At 70.6% G+C, this 16,636-nt stretch carries 13 protein-coding genes; 9 read left to right on the forward strand and 4 right to left on the reverse strand.

Annotated features, from left to right (window positions below; genetic code table 11):
• Positions 1 to 124 precede the first annotated feature (124 nt).
• Positions 125 to 1,114, forward strand: coding sequence for a ribonucleotide-diphosphate reductase subunit beta (locus U870_RS0116815; protein ID WP_025158540.1), 990 nt, complete (start codon positions 125 to 127; stop codon positions 1,112 to 1,114).
• A 150-nt stretch (positions 1,115 to 1,264) separates the two neighbouring features.
• Here the strand turns inward: U870_RS0116815 and U870_RS0116820 are convergent, their stop codons facing one another.
• Both U870_RS0116820 and U870_RS0116825 read right to left on the reverse strand, forming a co-directional pair.
• Positions 1,265 to 2,704, reverse strand: coding sequence for a DHA2 family efflux MFS transporter permease subunit (locus tag U870_RS0116820; RefSeq protein ID WP_025158541.1), 1,440 nt, complete (start codon positions 2,702 to 2,704; stop codon positions 1,265 to 1,267).
• An 87-nt stretch (positions 2,705 to 2,791) separates the two neighbouring features.
• Positions 2,792 to 3,343, reverse strand: a complete 552-nt coding sequence (locus U870_RS0116825) for a TetR/AcrR family transcriptional regulator (protein WP_025158542.1) — start codon at positions 3,341 to 3,343, stop codon at positions 2,792 to 2,794.
• 62 nt (positions 3,344 to 3,405) lie between these two features.
• On the opposite strand from U870_RS0116825, the gene U870_RS0116830 reads away from it, so the two are divergent.
• From U870_RS0116830 to U870_RS0116845, 4 genes are all read left to right on the forward strand, one after another.
• Complete coding sequence (locus tag U870_RS0116830) at positions 3,406 to 4,239, forward strand: sulfurtransferase (RefSeq protein ID WP_025158543.1); 834 nt, start codon at positions 3,406 to 3,408, stop codon at positions 4,237 to 4,239.
• A 79-nt stretch (positions 4,240 to 4,318) separates the two neighbouring features.
• Positions 4,319 to 5,341: a PLP-dependent cysteine synthase family protein gene (locus tag U870_RS0116835; protein WP_025158544.1), complete on the forward strand. Its 1,023-nt coding sequence runs from the start codon at positions 4,319 to 4,321 to the stop codon at positions 5,339 to 5,341.
• 111 nt (positions 5,342 to 5,452) lie between these two features.
• A complete protein-coding gene (locus U870_RS22730) occupies positions 5,453 to 6,652 on the forward strand; it encodes an NtaA/DmoA family FMN-dependent monooxygenase (protein ID WP_275886607.1) in 1,200 nt (399 codons plus the stop codon).
• Positions 6,652 to 8,133: an aromatic amino acid ammonia-lyase gene (locus U870_RS0116845; protein WP_025158545.1), complete on the forward strand. Its 1,482-nt coding sequence runs from the start codon at positions 6,652 to 6,654 to the stop codon at positions 8,131 to 8,133. The genes U870_RS22730 and U870_RS0116845 overlap by 1 nt, the downstream gene beginning before the upstream one ends.
• Before the next feature lie 109 nt (positions 8,134 to 8,242).
• Here the strand turns inward: U870_RS0116845 and U870_RS0116850 are convergent, their stop codons facing one another.
• A complete protein-coding gene (locus U870_RS0116850) occupies positions 8,243 to 8,791 on the reverse strand; it encodes a GNAT family N-acetyltransferase (protein ID WP_025158546.1) in 549 nt (182 codons plus the stop codon).
• Between the two features lie 218 nt (positions 8,792 to 9,009).
• On the opposite strand from U870_RS0116850, the gene U870_RS0116855 reads away from it, so the two are divergent.
• The 4 genes from U870_RS0116855 to U870_RS0116870 all read left to right on the forward strand — a co-directional run bounded on the left by U870_RS0116855 (position 9,010) and on the right by U870_RS0116870 (position 12,596).
• A complete protein-coding gene (locus U870_RS0116855; RefSeq protein WP_029947760.1) occupies positions 9,010 to 9,918 on the forward strand; it encodes an ABC transporter substrate-binding protein in 909 nt (302 codons plus the stop codon).
• Between the two features lie 5 nt (positions 9,919 to 9,923).
• A complete protein-coding gene (locus tag U870_RS0116860; protein ID WP_025158548.1) occupies positions 9,924 to 10,922 on the forward strand; it encodes an amino acid ABC transporter permease in 999 nt (332 codons plus the stop codon).
• The gene (locus U870_RS0116865; RefSeq protein WP_052357781.1) at positions 10,919 to 11,725 is read left to right on the forward strand and encodes an amino acid ABC transporter ATP-binding protein; all 807 of its coding nucleotides are present in this window, start codon (positions 10,919 to 10,921) and stop codon (positions 11,723 to 11,725) included. Before U870_RS0116860 ends, U870_RS0116865 begins: the two co-directional genes overlap by 4 nt.
• Before the next feature lie 82 nt (positions 11,726 to 11,807).
• Positions 11,808 to 12,596 (forward strand): SDR family oxidoreductase, encoded by a 789-nt coding sequence (locus U870_RS0116870; protein ID WP_240183738.1) that lies wholly within the window; start codon positions 11,808 to 11,810, stop codon positions 12,594 to 12,596.
• Between the two features lie 98 nt (positions 12,597 to 12,694).
• On the opposite strand, the gene hrpA is transcribed toward U870_RS0116870, so the two are convergent.
• Entirely contained in the window at positions 12,695 to 16,567 is a 3,873-nt protein-coding gene (hrpA, locus tag U870_RS0116875) for an ATP-dependent RNA helicase HrpA (protein ID WP_025158551.1), read from the reverse strand.
• Positions 16,568 to 16,636: the final 69 nt, after the last annotated feature.

The raw sequence follows: 16,636 nt of genomic DNA on the forward strand, positions 1-16,636 counted from the left end.
GAACACCGCCACCAAGATCGAGGAATACTACGTGCCGGTCGACCCGATGGACGACCTGCAGTGCGAGTCCTGCCAGTAGTCCCGCGCCGCGCGAGCCGTCGAGTCTGAAGAGGAGAAAGAGAACATGGGCATCCTGGGTACCGGGATCGAAGAGGGCCTGCTGCTCAAGCCGGTGAAGTACCAGTGGGCGATGGACCTGTACGACCAGGCCGTCGCGAACACCTGGTTCCCGAACGAGATCCAGCTGGGCGAGGACATCGCCGACTTCAAGAAGATGACCGACGAGGAGCGTCACGCGGTCACCTTCCTGATGAGCTACTTCAACCCGAACGAGCTCCTCGTCAACAAGGCGCTCGCCTTCGGTGTCTACCCCTACATCAACGCGGCCGAGGCGCACCTCTACCTCGCGAAGCAGATGTGGGAGGAGGCCAACCACTGCATGTCGTTCGAGTACGTCCTCGAGACGTTCCCGATCGACCGCGAACAGGCCTACAACTCCCACGTCGACGTGCCGTCGATGGCCCGCAAGGAGGAGTTCGAGGTCCAGTTCATCAAGCGGATGACCGAGCAGACGCTCGACATCACCACGACCGAGGGCAAGCAGGACTTCATCCGCAACCTCGTCGCGTACAACGTGATTCTCGAGGGCATCTGGTTCTACTCGGGCTTCATGGTCGCGCTCTCGTTCCGTCAGCGGAACCTGCTGCGCAACTTCGGTTCGCTGATCGACTGGGTCGTCCGCGACGAGTCGCTGCACCTCAAGTTCGGGATCAACCTCATCCTCACGGTCCTCGAGGAGAACCCCGACCTGCAGACGCCGGAGTTCGCCAACGAGATCCGCCAGATGATCCTCGACGCCGTCGCGATGGAGGAGGAATACAACCGCGACCTCCTGCCGGGCGGCATCCTGGGCCTCAACGCCAACTACATCAACCAGTACGTCCGCTACCTGGCGGATCGCCGCCTGGAGGAGCTGGGCTTCGAGGCCGAGTACAAGGTCTCGAACCCGGCCAAGTGGATGGCGACGGCCAACGACACCCTCGAGCTGGTCAACTTCTTCGAGTCGACCAACACCTCGTACGAGTCGAACGCGAAGGCGTCGAGCGGTCACTGAGCCTCTCGCAGAACGACAACGCCGAAGCGGCCCCGGGATCACCCGGGGCCGCTTCGGCGTTCCCGGCGGTGCGCCGCCTGTGCCGCCCGCGCTGCTCGTGCCGCTCGCGCTGCTCGTGCCGCTCCTCCGGGCCGTGCGTCGGCCGAGGGCTCAGCCGCGGCGTCGCACGACGACGGTCGCGACCGCCCCGATCAGGGCGAACGCCGCGACGCCCAGGAACAGCAGCTGGAACCCGCCGGCCGTCGCGTCCACGGGGGCACTTCCGGATGCGGTGAGCGCGGCGGTCTGCGCGGCGGCGATCCCGCCCAGGATCGCGAGCCCGAGCGCGCCGCCGATCTGCTGACTGGTGTTGACCAGTCCGCTCGCGAGGCCCGACTCCGCCTCGCCCGCTCCACGGACGGCGAGCTGGGTGGCGGTCACGAAGGTCGTGCCGAGGGCGACACCGATCACCACGCTCGGCAGGAGGAATCCGGTCACCAGGCCCGTCCGGCCGGCGATCGCGAACCAGGCGACGCCCGCGGTGAGCAGGAGGAGTGCTCCGGTCAGCGTCGGGCGCAGCCCCACCTTCGCCACCACGGCCGGCACGGTTCCGGCGGCCGCGACCAGAGCGAGCGCGAGCGGCAGCTGGCTGAGGCCGGCGCCCAGGGCGTCGAGCCCGAGCACCTCCTGGAGGTAGACGGACAGGGCGAAGAACAGCGCCACTGTCGAGCCGCCGACGAGGAGCATCACCAGGTTGCCCGCGGCCGCGTCGCGGTTGCGGAAGAACGCGAAGGGCAGCAGAGGGTGCGCAGCGCGGCGCTCGACGAGCACGAAGGCGCCGAGCAGCAGGATGGCGGCCGCGATCAGTCCGAGGACGATCGGGTGCGCCCATCCGAGGGTTCCGCCCTCGCTGAGCGCGGCGACGGCGGACGCCAGCCCGAGCGTGGCGGTCACCGCACCGATCGTGTCGATGCGCTCGGGCTGCAGCCGCGGATCGCGCGACAGCAGCCGCGGCAGCACCAGGAGCACCAGGAGACCGACGGGCACGTTGACGAAGAAGACGGACGGCCAGCCGAACGACGCGGTCAGCACGCCGCCGAGCAGGACTCCGGCCGCGCTGCCCATGCCCGCGACGGCTCCCCAGACGCCGAGGGCCGTGCCGCGCGATCCGCCGTCGGGGAAGAGGAGGGTCAGCAGGGCGAGCGCGGCGGGGGCGAGCAGTGCGGCGAACCCGCCCTGCAGCGCCCGCGCGGCCAGCAGCATCCCACCGCTCACGGAGAGGCCGGCGAGCAGGGAGGATGCGGCGAATCCGGCGACGCCGATCAGGAAGATCCGCCGGTGGCCGAAACGATCGGCGAGCCGTCCGCCCAGCAGGAGGAGGCCGCCGAACGGCAGCACGTACGCGGTGACGACCCAGGCGAGGGAGGGCGTGTCCAGGTGGAGGGCCGCGCCCACGCTCGGGAGCGCGATGTTCACGATGGACGCGTCCAGCACCACGAGGAACTGGGCCAGGGCGAGGACGGTGAGCGCCCACCACGGGTGGGCCGAGCGTGCGGACGACGCGGTCGCGGGCCGGACCGACGTGGAGGAGGACGAGCGGGTGGTGGTCATCGGAGTGTCCTTTCATGTGAGTGATCGATCAATCACTCTTGAGGGTGCAGAAAATGTGCTGCCAGGGTGACGCAGGGACAGAGACGGTCAGAAGTGGCGGATGCCGCGGGTGATCGAACGCGCCCAGGCGTCGGGGACCTCGTCGAGCCCGAGGGTCACGATGAGGTGGCACAGCTGGCCGTAGGCGATGAAGCGCTGCACGGCATCGCTGTCGGCGCCGGAGCGGATCCCGGCGAAGCGGGTGATGCCGGCGAGGCCGCGCCGCAGCGCCTCGCGGATCTCGGGAACGTCGGCGGCGGACTGGGCGTGCACCTGGAGCATGAGCAGCGAACGGTCCGCGATCAGCTCGGCGTAGGCGAGACCCATCGCGTCCAGGATCTCGTCCGGGGTGCCGCCGTCGGCGGTGCGGGCGCCTCGTTCGAGCGCCTGCTCGATGAGCTCGAAGCAGCGCTCGAGCGCGGCCACGAAGAGGCTCTCCTTGCCGGGGAACAGCTTGAAGACATACGCGGGGGAGATGTCCGCGTCGGTCGCGACCGCGGCGATCGGCGTGCCGAGGTAGCCGGTGCGGGCGAAGACCGTGATCGCGCTGGCGAGGACGGCGGAGCGGCGGTCGTCGGCGGTGGAGAGCATTCGTGCCATGTGAGTGACTGTACACTCACTCATTGGATCGGGCAAGCGTCCGCCGATGCGAGAATCGAGACATGGGTCCTCTCGTCTCCGCGTATGATCTCGCCGCCGATCTGGCCGGCCCCACCCCGCCCCGACTGCTCGACGTCCGCTGGAAGCTCGGTGGTCCTCCCGGCGCAGAGGAGTTCGAGCGCGGCCACATTCCCGGAGCGGTATACGTCGACCTCGACACCGAACTGGCCGGTCACGGCGCGGCCACCGACGGCCGTCATCCTCTGCCCGCCGTCGGCGACCTCCAGGCCGCTGCCCGCCGGTGGGGCCTGAACGACGGCGACGCGGTCGTCGTCTACGACGACGTCTCCGGCACCTCGGCCGCGCGCGCCTGGTGGCTCCTGCGCTACGCCGGCGTGCGGGAGGTTCGCGTGCTCGACGGCGGCCTCGCCGCGTGGACGGCCTCCGGCGGTGCACGGGAGACGGGTCCGACCGCAGCGGAGCCGGGCACCGTCACGCTCGACTCCGGCGCCCTCCCCACCATCGACGCGGACCGTGCGGCGACCTTCCCCGACCGCGGGGTGCTGCTCGACGCGCGGGCCGGCGAGCGTTTCCGCGGCGACGTCGAGCCCGTCGATCCGCGCGCCGGACACATCCCCGGCGCGGTGAGCGCGCCGACGGTCGAGTCGCTCGACGCCGACGGGCTGCTCCTGCCCGCCGACCGGCTCGCCGAGCGGTTCGCGGCGCTGGGCGCCGGCCCGGGCACGGCGGTCGCCGTCTATTGCGGATCGGGCGTCACGGCCGCGCACACCGTGCTCGCGATGGAGGTCGCCGGCCTCCCCACCCCGGCGCTGTACCCGGGGTCGTTCTCCGCGTGGTCCAACGACCCCGCCCGTCCGGTGGCCACCGGTGCCTGAGCTCGCCTGCGAGCGGGTGGCGCCTGTAATACGCGGCAACAGGCGTGCACGGCCCGCGCAGAACGCCTAGTCTCCCTGCATGACCACGCTCGACGTCCGCCCCTCCGACCTCCCCGGCGCGCTGCCGGAGGTCGAGGTGTGCGACTCGGTCGCCGCGCTCATCGGGAACACCCCCGTGGTCGAACTGCACACCCTCACGCGAGGGCTGTCGTCCCGGGTCCTGGTCAAGCTCGAGGGCCGGAATCCCGGCGGCTCGTCGAAGGACCGGATCGCCCTCAACATGATCCGTACCGCCGAGGCGTCGGGCGCGCTGGCCCCCGGCGCGACGATCGTGGAGGCCACCAGCGGCAACACCGGGATCGGCCTGGCCCTGATCGGCCGGCTGACCGGCCACCCCGTCGTCATCGTGCACGCCGCCGACATCTCGGACGAGAAGCGCAAGGTGCTGGCCGCCTACGGAGCGCGACTGGTCGAGGCCGACTGGGAGGCCGCGCCGGACGACCCGGCGAACCCGCGTGCCGTCGCCGACCGGATCGCTACGGAGACGCCAGGGGCCTGGCGTCCGGCGCAGTTCGCGAACACCGCGAACCCCGACGCGCACTACCGTGGCACCGGGCCGGAGATCTGGCGGCAGACCGGCGGCCAGGTCACCCACTTCGTCGCCTCGATCGGCACCGGAGGGACCGTGAGCGGCACCGGCCGCTTCCTCAAGGACGTGACCGGGGGCGCCGTGCGTGTGCACGGTGCGAATCCGGTCGGCTCGACCTACGGTGGCGGGCCGTCCGGCCGCATCCTCGTGGACGGGGTCGGGACGGCGTGGCCGCGCGAGTTCTGGCCGGAGACCTTCGACCACGCGGTGGTCGACGAGGTGCACACGATCGACGACGCCGAGGTGTACCGTACGGTGCGCCGCCTGGCGGCCGAGGAGGCCCTTCTGCTCGGCCCGTCGTCCGGTCTGGCGGTGGCGACCGCGTTGCGCGTCGCGGAGCGGGCTCCGGCGGGTTCGGTCGTCGTGGCGATCGCCCCGGATGGCGGCATCAACTACCTCACGAAGGCGTTCGACCCGCTGTGGCTGCAGGCCTCCGGCGTCGACGCGGACTGAAAGAGAGACATGGCACTCCTCCACTTCGGCTGGTTCCTCGGCGCGGGCTTCGGCGTGCAGGGCTGGGGCGACCCGACGTACGGCATCGGCTACGACTAGCGTCAGCCGCCGATCTACCAGGATGCGGCGCGCACGTTCGAAGCGAGCGGGCTCGACCTGTTCATCATCGAGGACGGCGTGGCCGTTCCCGACACCTACGGCGGCAGCGCCGAGGTGAACCTCTCGGCGGCCCGGTTCGTGCCGAAGCACGACCCGCTGCCGCTCGTGCCGTACCTGCTCGGCGCGACGAGCAGGCTCGGCATCGTCCCGACCCTGAGCGCCAGCTTCTACGAGCCGTTCACGGCGGCCCGCCTGCTGAGCACGCTGCAGCACTTCGCGGGAGGCCGTCTCGGCTTCAACGTGGTGACCAGCGGATCCGACCTGGCCGCCCAGAACTACGGGCTCGACAAGCAGGTCGAGCACGATCTGCGCTACGACCGTGCCGACGAGTGGGTGGACGTCGTCCGCAAGCTCTGGCGCAGCTGGGAGCCCGACGCGATCGTCGAGGACGCCGTCAACGGGGTGTACGCGGACTTCCGCAAGGTGCACACGATCGACCACGAGGGCCGGTTCTTCCGGGTGCGCGGACCGCTGAACACGGCCCCGGCCGCCGAGGAGCCCGTGATGGTCCAGGCGGGCGCCTCGGGCCGCGGCCGTGACTTCGCCGGCAAGAACTCCGATGTCGTGCTCGCCCTGGCCTCGACGCCCGAACGGATGCGCGAGTACCGCGACAGCATCCGCACCGTGGCGGTCGAGAACGGCCGTGACGCCGACGCGATCACGGTGCTGTTCGTCGTCCAGCCGATCGTCACCGCGAACGCGGAGGAGACCGCCGCCGTGAAGGCCGCGCGCGCCGAGCTGACGCAGGCCGCGATCGACGAGCAGCTCCAGTCGATCTCGTACCTCAGCGGCGTGGACTTCAAGACCTTCGACCTGGACGCCCCGCTCCCGGATCTGACGACGAACAGCAACCAGGGCACGCTCGACAACTTCGTCCGGTCGGCGCCCGCCGGGTCGACCCTCCGCGAGATCCTGCAGACCCGCGCGAAGAAGGACGGTCTGGCGATCGTCGGCACCGCGGACGAGATCGCCGACCACCTCGGCGAGCTCGGCGAGGCCGCAGGCGGCGACGGCTTCCTGTTCACCGGTCAGGTGCATCCCGCGAACGTGCACCGCACGCTCGATCCGCTCGTGCCCGCGCTGCGCCGCCGCGGCCTGCTGCGCACCGAGCTCGGCGACGGCGGCCTGCGGCGCAATCTGCAGGACTTCTGATGGTCGCCGCCGTGCGGTTCGGTGCGGCTGCGCCGCTCCCGGAGGAGATCGCGGCCGTCGCGGACGGCGCGCCGGCGGAGCTGACGCCGGAGGTGCGGGAGACGCTCGCGGCGTCGCGGGCCGTGGTCGAGCGGGCGATCGAGGCGGGGGAGCCGGTGTACGGGCTGAACCGGCGGCTGGGCGCGGGACGCGATGACGCCGTCGACGCGGACGAGTTCGCCGCCTTCCAGCGCCGCACCATCGCGAACCACCGCGGCGGTGTCGGCGATCCCCTGCCGGAGCGGGAGGCGCGCGCGGTCGTGGCCGCCCGCCTCGCCGGGTTCACCCGTGGGGGAGCCGGCGTGCGGCCGGTTCTCGCGCAGGCCTACGCGGACCTGCTGAATGCGGGCGTCGTGCCCGTCATCCCGTCCCGCGGGTCCGTGGGCGCCGCCGATCTGACGGCGCTGGCGGAGGTCGCCGCGGTCGCGATCGGCGACGGCGCCGTGTTCGACGCAGCGATGCCCGGCACCGTGCTCCCCGCGCGGGACGCGCTGTCCGCGGCCGGGCTGGAGCCGATCGAGCTCGCGCCGCACGAGGCACTCGCCTCCCTCAGCTCCAACGCCTACAGCATCGGGGTCGGCTCCCTGCTCCTGCTCGACGCCGAAGCGCAGACCGGTGCGGCCGATCGCGCTGTCGCCCTGTCGCTGGAGGCGGTGGCCGCCGCCGGGCCCGCGGGCAACCCCAGCCCGTACACCGCCGTCGTGGCCGAGGCGCGGGGCGGGAGTGGTCAGATCGACTCCGCGGCGGCCATCCGGGGCGCTCTCGACGGCAGCGCGCTGCACGACCCGGCGCGCGCGGTCACCGTGCAGGACCCGCTCGCGTTCCGCAGCGCTCCACAGCTCCACGGTGCACTGCGGGAGGCCGTCGCACGCGTCCGCGCGGAGCTCGCGATCGAACTCGCCGCGCGCAGCGAGAACCCGGTCGTCGACATCGCGTCGGGTCGGTTGGTGTCGGGCGGCAACTTCCAGGCGCTGCCGTTGGCGCTCGCCTTCGAGGGGCTCCGGCTCGCGCTCGCCCACGTGGCGGCGGCGTCGGAGCGTCGCACCGCCGCGCTGTCCGTGGCGCTCGCCTCCGCCCGGGCGGAGGGGTGCACGCGCGTCCCCGGCCTGCTGCTGTACTCCGCGGCCTCCGCCGCCGCCGAGCTCAAACAGCTCGCCGTGCCGGCCACGCTCGGCAGCACCACGCTGTCCGGCGTCGAGGACCACGCCTCCCTCGCGCCTTTGGCATTGCGACTTGCGCAACGTTCCCTGGCGCTGACGGACGAGGTGCTCGCGGCGGAGGCGCTGCACGCCGCCGATCTGCTGCATGTGACCGGCGCTCGCCCGGCGGGAGCCCTCACCGGCCCGCTGGCCCAGCGGCTCGACGATCTGATCACGTCGGGAGTGCCCGCCCGGCTGCTGGTGCAGGACGCCGCGCGTCTGCTCGGGACCGCAGCCTCCTGAGACAGCGTCCACGCCTAGCTCACCACCGCGCCCGCGTTGTGGTCCACATGTGGGGAAAGCGCGCGCCATTCCCCACATGTAGTGCACATCGCGCAGATCGCGACGGAGGTCAGGTCGCGGTGAGGTCCTTGCGGAAGCCGAGGTACGAGACCGTCTCCCAGTCGTCGTCGAGGTCGAAGAGCGGCGCGTAACCGAGCGACAGGTAGAGCGCCACGGCCTCGGGCTGTCGCGCGCCGGTGGTGAGCACGATCGACGTCACGCCGCGGCGTGCCGCCTCCGCCTCCAGCTCGGCCATCACGCGGCGCGCGAGGCCCTGACGTCGATGCCCCGAGTGCGTCCACACCCGCTTGACCTCGACGGCGTGGGAGGCGGCGTCGGCATCGGCGCGCATGAACGCGCCGCCGGCCACCGGCCGGTCGTCGGCGTCCAGGAGGAGGAGGAAGGTGCCGCCCTCCTCGCGGGTGAACCGCTCGGCGGGGTAGCGACTGAGCTCGGCCGAGGACGGGATCCCGTCGTTCAGCCCGTACCGCTCGTCGTACTCGCGGGAGAGCTCGTCCACGAGCGGCGCGGCGCGCGGATCGTCGGGGCGCGTGACGAGCACACGGGCGGACTGGGCCAGGGACGGCCCCGGCGCGTCGCCGGATCTCGGTTCGGTCACGCATCGACCCTACGACAGCGGCCCGACACGCGCGGGCTCGTGGTCACAGATCGTCATTCGCAACGGAATCCACGCAATGAAACGCGAAATCAAATCGAAACCTGCAGGAAAAGTGCCGTTTCACGCGCAAATTAGTGTGGGGGATGCGCGTGAGCGCTGAGGTATGCTCCCCATACCTCCTGCAACCCTTGCACCCAGGAAGAAGGACCAACACCATCATGCGTATCCGATCCGTGGCCCCCGTGGCCGCATTCGCCGCTGTCGCAGCGCTGGCCCTCACCGGCTGCGTCGACAACTCGACCCCGTCCGGATCCGGCACCTCGACGACGAGCGCCGCCGCCATCGACGTGAAGAAGGACGACACTCTCGCCGCCTCGCTGCCCGAGAAGATCAAGTCGGCCGGAACCATCGTCGTCGGTATGGACAACACCTACCCGCCGAACGAGTACAAGGACGACAACGGCCAGCCCGTGGGCTGGGAGGTCGACCTGGCCAACGCCATCGGCCAGAAGCTCGGCGTGAAGACCCAGTTCGCCATCGCCAAGTTCGACAACATCATCCCCTCGATCGTCGGCGGCAAGGACGACTACGGCATGTCGTCGTTCACCGACACGACCGAGCGCGAGCAGCAGGTCGACTTCGTGAATTACTACACCGCCGGCATCTCGTGGGCCTCCGCCAAGGGCAAGACCGTCGACCCCGACAACGCCTGCGGACTGAAGGTCGCCGTGCAGTCGACCACCGTCGAGGACACCGACGAGGTCCCTGCGAAGTCGAAGGCGTGCACCGACGCCGGCAAGGCTGCGATCCAGATCCTCCGCTACGACACCCAGGACGACGCGACGAACGCCGTCATCCTCGGCAAGGCGGACGCCCTCAGCGCCGACTCGCCGGTCACCTCGTACGCCATCTCGAAGACGGACGGCAAGCTGCAGGCCGCAGGCAAGACCTTCGACGTCGCCCCGTACGGCCTCCCGGTCGCGAAGGGCTCGGCGCTGACGACCGTGCTGCAGAAGACGGTGCAGGCGCTGATCGACGACGGCACCTACGGCAAGATCCTGGACAAGTGGGGGGTCGCCGACGGCGCCGTCACGACCGCCGAGGTCAACGCCGCTTCGAAGGGCTGATCCGCATGTCCCAGGGCACCCCTGGCCGACCGGTGGCGGGGGAGACCCCGCCGCCGGCCGGCGCCCCGGTCTCCGAGCCCATCAAGGCCATCAAGCTCAAGCACCCGTGGCGGATCGTCTTCGCCGTGGTGCTCATCCTCGTGCTCGTCTGGTTCCTGGTCGATGCGGCGCAGCGCAGCGCCTACGGCTGGGAGTACGTCGGCAAGTACGTCTTCGACAAGCGCATCAGTGCTGCCGCGCTGGTCACCCTCCAGCTGACCATCTACTCGATGATCATCGGCGTCGTCCTCGGCCTCGTGCTGGCGGTGATGCGGTTGTCTCCGAACCCCGTCGTCAAGTCGATCGCCTGGCTCTATCTGTGGGTGTTCCGCGGGACGCCGGTCTACGTCCAGCTCGTCTTCTGGGGCCTGTTCTCCCTGATCTATCCGCAGATCGTGCTCGGAGTGCCGTGGACGCAGTTCCACGTCGCGTTCGATCTCGGCTTCATGCAGAACGCGTTCATCATCGCGATCATCGGCCTCGCGCTGAACGAGGCGGCGTACATGGCGGAGATCGTCCGCGCCGGGCTGCTCTCGGTGGACGAAGGCCAGGAGGAGGCGGCGACCGCCCTCGGCATGTCGTGGTGGCAGACGATGAGCCGCATCGTCATCCCACAGGCCATGCGGGTGATCATCCCGCCGACCGGCAACGAGGTCATCTCGATGCTGAAGACCACCTCGCTGGTGGCGGCGATCCCGCTCACCACCGACCTCTACGGCGTCGCCCGGGACATCTCGGCGGTGACGTACACCCCGGTGCCGCTGCTGATCGTCGCCTCGCTGTGGTACCTGCTGTTCACGTCCATCCTGATGGTCGGGCAGTACTTCCTCGAGAAGCGCTTCTCGCGCGGCGTCAACGCGCGCCGGCCGGACCGCGAGCCGACGCTCGCCACCGGCGCGCTGCCGGCCGCGGGAGCACCGGAGGGGAATGCCGACAGCAGTCTGCACAGTGGAGGAAAGGGATGACCGACATCAACGGAGCCACGAACACGACGCCGGCCACCGGGGTCACCCCCATGGTCCTCGCCGAGGGCGTCTCGAAGAGCTTCGGCTCCAACGAGGTGCTCAAGAGCATCTCGCTCTCGGTGAAGCCCGGCGAAGTGCTGTGCATCATCGGGCCGTCCGGATCCGGCAAGTCCACCTTCCTGCGCTGCATCAACCACCTCGAACGGGTGGATGCGGGCCGGCTCTCTGTGGACGGCCAGGTCGTCGGCTACCGGCAGCACGGCGACAAGCTCTACGAGCTGAAGCCCAAGGAGGCGTCGAAGCAGCGCCGCGAGATCGGCATGGTGTTCCAGCGCTTCAACCTGTTCCCGCACATGACCGCCCTCGAGAACATCATCGAGGCGCCCATCCGGGTGAAGGGCCTGCCCAAGGCCCGCGCGGTCGAGCGGGCGCGGGAGCTGCTGGCCCGCGTCGGTCTCAGCGACAAGGGCGACCACTACCCGTCGCAGCTCTCCGGCGGTCAGCAGCAGCGCGTGGCGATCGCCCGTGCGCTGGCGATGGACCCGAAGCTGATGCTGTTCGACGAGCCGACGTCCGCTCTGGACCCCGAGCTCGTCGGCGAGGTGCTCGACGTGATGAAGGGCCTGGCCCAGTCGGGCATGACGATGGTCGTCGTCACCCATGAGATGGGCTTCGCCCGCGAGGTCGCGGACGAGCTGGTATTCATGGACGGCGGCGTCGTGGTCGAGTCCGGCGACCCGCGCGAGGTGCTCGCGAACCCGCAGCACCAGCGCACTCAGGCCTTCCTCTCGAAGGTGCTCTGACCTCCCGCCATCCGTTCCGGACTTCTGTACGCTCGCGCACGGCGTGTCGCGTACAGAAGTCCGGGACGGATAGCATCGCGGGATGAGCGACGAGGCGATGCGGGACGACCAGCGACGACCGGTGGTCCTGATCACCGGGGTGGGGCGGGCGCGGAGCATCGGCGCCGCGATCGCCGGGAGGCTGGCCGCCTTCGGCTCCGATGTCGCGTTCTCGTACTGGGACGGCTACGACGCGTCGATGCCGTTCGGCAGCGAGCCGGCATTCCACGAGGAGCTGGCCGAGCGGATGCGCGCGACGGGCGCCCGCGTGCTGCCGATCGAGGCCGATCTGGCCGACTCGCAGACGCCCGCCGCCCTGATCGCCCGGGTGCGCGACGAGCTCGGCCCGGTGCGGGCGCTGGTGCTGAGCCACGCGCACTCGGTCGACAGCGGCATCCTCGACACCTCGGTCGAGAGTTTCGACGCCCACTTCGCCGTCAACACCCGGTCGAGCTGGCTCGTGATCAAGGCGTTCGCCGAGGCGTACGAGGGGCCGCACGGCTGGGGGCGCATCGTCGCGCTGACGAGCGACCACACCGCCCACAACCTCGCGTACGGCGCGAGCAAGGGAGCGCTCGACCGCATCGTGAAAGCGGCGGCGGTCGAGCTCGCGCACCTCGGGATCACCGCGAACCTCGTCAACCCGGGCCCGATCGACACGGGGTGGATGACGCCGGAGCTCGCGACCGAGCTGGCCGCCGAGACTGCGCTCGGCCGACTCGGGACGCCGCAGGACACCGCCGACCTCGTGAGTTTCCTGCTGTCCTATGCCGGCGGCTGGATCAACGGTCAGCTGCTCCACTCCAACGGCGGCTTCCACCTCGGCGTCTAGCCCCCGTCACCCACCGCCGAGTGGTCGAAAAGTACGCGTGTGACCGGACTCAACGTGCACATTTCGACCACTCGGCGGTTTGGGAAGAGAGAAGCGGGTCAGCCGGAGATGACCTTGCGGATGCGCTGCACTGAGACGCTCTCGGCGGTCCCGAGCGATTGGGCGAAGAGCGAGACGCGGAACTCCTCGAGCATCCAGCGGGCGTGCACGAGGTTCGGCGGGCTGTTCGGCGCGAGCGGGATGCGGCCGCCGGCGTCGGTGTAGAGCGCCACGGCGGTCTCCACCTGGGTCTGCCACGCGCGGTCGCGCCCCGGATTGACCGGCAGTGCCTGGATGCGCTGGCTGATGCCGGAGAGGTAGCGCGGCAGGTGCCGCAGCTGCTCCAGCCCGGTCGCCGAGACGAAGCCCGGCCCTCCCGAGCGATCCGCCCAGACCAGCCCGGCGAGCTGCGCCTTCGCGTCGTTGAGGGACGCGAGGAACACCAGCGAGGTGGCCCCGCCGATCGCCTTCTCGGCCGCGCGGGCGGCGGTGAGGATGCGGGTCACCAGCGAGACGGTCTCGAACATCGAGTCCATCACGATGCCCGAGACGCGGTCGCGCACCGCCTCGAACTCGGCGCGCATGAAGACCTGGCCGTCGGGTTTCATCCGGTAGAGCACCGAGTCGATGACGGCGAGCAGGCAGTCGTCGAAGAGCGCCTTGGTGTTCGGGTAGGGGCTCGCGGCCAGCGTCAGTTTCTCGTTCGCGGTCAGGTGCTGCTGCACGTACGCGACCGGCGAGGGGATGCTCGCCAGCAGCAGGCGTCGCACGCCTCCCGGCATCGCCTTGGCCTGGTCGGCGGGCGTGCTCATGAGCCGGATGGACACGCTCTGGCCGTCGTCGACGAGCGCCGGGTAGGCGCGGATCGTATTGGTGGAGCCTCCCGGGCCCTCGTGGGTGCTGTCGAGATGCCGGGGCAGCTCGTCGAAGTCCCACGCGGTCAGGCCCGCGCGCTCGATCGCGTCGGGCGTCCGCGCCTCGGCGACGCGGGCCACCGAGTCGCGGGCGCGGGAGCGGAGCCGGTCCTGCAGCGCACCCAGGTCCTTGCCGCTCGCCAGCGGCCGACCGCGCTCGCCGATCACCTGGAACGTGGACCGCAGGTGCGCCGGGAGCCGCTCGGTGTCGAAGTCGGTCCCGCTGACGCGCGAGCCGGTGAGGCGCGAGATCGTCGCCGCGAGGGTGTCGGCGAGGGAGGCCGCCGGGCGTTCGCCCTCGTGGGCACGCATCCCGGACGTGTTCGCGAGTTCGCCGAGCAGGCGCTGCGCCCAGTCGGCCGCGGGAACCACCTGTCGGCGGATCGCCTTCGGCAGCGATTTGATCAGCGCCGTGACCAGCTCGTGCCGGAGCCCGGGGACCTGCCAGGCGAAGCCGTCGGGCAGCAGCCCGGCGAGCAGCGGCAGCGGGACCTGCACGGTCACGCCGTCGTCCTCCGCGCCGGGCTCGAAGCGGTAGCGCAGTGTGAGCCGCTGGTCTCCCTGGCGCCACACCGGCGGGAAGGACTCCTCGTCGACCTCGGCCGCCTCCTCGTAGAGGAGCGACTCCGGGGTCATGGTCAGGAGGTCCGGCGTCTGGTTCCTGGCCGTCTTCCACCAGCCCTCGAAGGTGCGGGTGGAGACGACTTCGGCCGGGATGCGCTTGTCGTAGAACTCGAAGACCGTCTCGTCGTCGTTCAGGATGTCGCGGCGGCGGGTGCGCTCCTCCAGCTCGCGCAGTTCCGCGCGCAGCTTCCGGTTCGCGCGGTCGAAGGCCTGGTGGGAGTCCCACTCGCCGTCGACGAGCGCATGGCGGATGAACAGCTCCCGCGACAGGGGCGCGTCGATGCGGGAGTACTGGATGCGCCGGCGCGGGATGATCGGCACGCCGAACAGCGTGACCTTCTCGTACGCGACGACCGAGCCCTGGCCCTTCTCCCAGTGCGGCTCGCTGTACTGCCGCTTGCACAGGTCGCCGGCGATCGGCTCGGCCCAGGCGGGATCGATGGACGCGTTCATCCGGGCGAACAGGCGGCTGGTCTCGACCAGCTCGGCGCTCATCAGGGCGTTGGGCTGCTTCTTGGCCAGGGTGGAGCCGGGGAAGATCACGAACCGGGCCTGGCGGGCGCCGAGGTACTCGGACTGGCGCGTGCGGGCTCCGCCCTTGTTGCCGCTCTCCCGCTGATCCTTCAGCCCGATGTGCGAGAGCAGCCCGGCGAGCAGCGAGCGGTGGATGCCGTCCGGATTCACCGACGCCTCGCCGATCGTCAGCCCGAACGGCTTGGCCAGCTGGCGCAGCTGCCGGTAGACGTCCTGCCACTCGCGCACGCGCAGGAAGTTGAGGTACTCGGCCTTGCAGAGGCGGCGGAACGCGCTCGACGACAGTTCCTTCTGCTGCTCCTCGAGGTAGTTCCAGAGGTTCAGCAGGGTGAGGAAGTCGCTGGTCGGGTCGGCGAAGCGCGCGTGCTTCTCGTCGGCGCTGCCGCGCTTCTCGACCGGGCGCTCGCGCGGGTCCTGGATGGTGAGCCCGGCGACGATCGCCATCACCTCACGGGAGGTGCCGTGCCGCTTCGACTCGACGACCATGCGGGCGAACCGCGGGTCGATCGGCAGCAGGGAGAGGGAACGGCCGACCTTCGTGAGCGCCGGGTCACCCGCGCGTGCGGTCGTGATCGCGCCCAATTCGGCCAGCAGGTCGAGGCCGTCCTTGATGCCGCGCGAGTCCGGCGGCGTGAGGAACGGGAAGGCCGCGATGTCGCCGAGCCCGAGCGAGATCATCTGCAGGATGACAGCGGCGAGGTTGGTGCGCAGGATCTCCGGCTCGGTGAACTCCGGACGCTTCTCGAAGTCCTCCTGCGAGTAGAGGCGGATCGCGATGCCGTCGCTCGTGCGGCCGGAGCGCCCGGAGCGCTGGTTGGCGCTGGCCTGCGAGACCGCCTCGATCGGGAGGCGCTGCACCTTGGCGCGCGTGCTGTAGCGGCTGATGCGCGCGGTTCCGGCATCGACCACGTACTTGATGCCGGGCACCGTGAGGCTGGTCTCGGCGACGTTGGTGGCGAGCACGACCCGACGGCGCACGCCCGGCGACGACGACGGCTGGAACACCCGGTGCTGCTCGGCCGCCGAGAGCCGGCCGTACAGCGGGAGAACCTCCGTGCCCGGGAGGTGGCGGCCGCCGATGGCGTCGGCCGCGTCCCGGATCTCGTTCTCGCCGGACAGGAAGACGAGGACGTCGCCGGGGGCCTCGCGGGCGAGCTCGTCGAGCGCGTCGTTGATGCCCTGCAGGTAGTCGCGGTCGGCGCCGGGGACGGGATCCGGGTCGTCCTCGTCCTCCATCGCCTCGGCGACCAGCGGCCGGTAGCGGACCTCGACCGGGAACGTGCGTCCCGACACCTCGACGATCGGCGCGGGCGTGCCGTCGGCCGCCGCGAAATGCGCAGCGAAGCTCTCCGGGTCGATGGTGGCCGAGGTGATGATCACCTTCAGATCGGGACGCTTCGGCAGCAGCTCCCGCAGATACCCGAGCAGGAAGTCGATGTTGAGGCTGCGCTCGTGCGCCTCGTCGATGATGATCGTGTCGTACTTGCGCAGCAGCCGGTCGCGGTGGATCTCGTTGAGCAGGATGCCGTCCGTCATCAGCTTGATGCGGGTGTCGGCGGAGACCCGGTCGGTGAAGCGCACCTGGTAGCCGACCAGTTCGCCGACCGACTGCCCCAGCTCCTCGGCGATGCGCTCGGCGATGGTGCGCGCGGCGATGCGCCGCGGCTGGGTGTGGCCGATGGAGGTGCGGCCCAGCTCCAGGCAGATCTTCGGCAGCTGCGTCGTCTTGCCCGAGCCGGTCTCTCCGGCCACGATCACGACCTGGCTCTCCCGGATGGCGCGCGCGATGTCGTCCCGCTTCTGGCTGACCGGCAGCTCGGGCGGGAACGTGATGCGGGGGAGGGTGGAGGTCTCAGACATGAGCCCTTCAGTCTATCGGTTTCGGCAATCACAAAATCGTTGTGAACGCAGAGCACTTTGTGCTACAAA

Origin of the sequence: Leifsonia aquatica H1aii, assembly GCF_000633535.1 — a bacterium.
In the GTDB taxonomy this organism is placed as follows: domain Bacteria; phylum Actinomycetota; class Actinomycetes; order Actinomycetales; family Microbacteriaceae; genus Leifsonia; species Leifsonia aquatica_A.

Bases quoted from the DNA above. Each gene is read 5' to 3' on its own strand.
- U870_RS0116860 (WP_025158548.1), top strand. From the start codon at position 9,924: ATGTCCCAGGGCACCCCTGGCCGACCGGTGGCGGGGGAGACCCCGCCG.
- U870_RS0116815 (WP_025158540.1), top strand. From the start codon at position 125: ATGGGCATCCTGGGTACCGGGATCGAAGAGGGCCTGCTGCTCAAGCCG.
- U870_RS0116835 (WP_025158544.1), top strand. From the start codon at position 4,319: ATGACCACGCTCGACGTCCGCCCCTCCGACCTCCCCGGCGCGCTGCCG.
- U870_RS0116830 (WP_025158543.1), top strand. From the start codon at position 3,406: ATGGGTCCTCTCGTCTCCGCGTATGATCTCGCCGCCGATCTGGCCGGC.
- U870_RS0116870 (WP_240183738.1), top strand. From the start codon at position 11,808: ATGAGCGACGAGGCGATGCGGGACGACCAGCGACGACCGGTGGTCCTG.
- U870_RS0116825 (WP_025158542.1), bottom strand. From the start codon at position 3,343: ATGGCACGAATGCTCTCCACCGCCGACGACCGCCGCTCCGCCGTCCTC.
- U870_RS0116865 (WP_052357781.1), top strand. From the start codon at position 10,919: ATGACCGACATCAACGGAGCCACGAACACGACGCCGGCCACCGGGGTC.
- U870_RS0116820 (WP_025158541.1), bottom strand. From the start codon at position 2,704: ATGACCACCACCCGCTCGTCCTCCTCCACGTCGGTCCGGCCCGCGACC.
- U870_RS0116845 (WP_025158545.1), top strand. From the start codon at position 6,652: ATGGTCGCCGCCGTGCGGTTCGGTGCGGCTGCGCCGCTCCCGGAGGAG.
- U870_RS0116855 (WP_029947760.1), top strand. From the start codon at position 9,010: ATGCGTATCCGATCCGTGGCCCCCGTGGCCGCATTCGCCGCTGTCGCA.
- hrpA (WP_025158551.1), bottom strand. From the start codon at position 16,567: ATGTCTGAGACCTCCACCCTCCCCCGCATCACGTTCCCGCCCGAGCTG.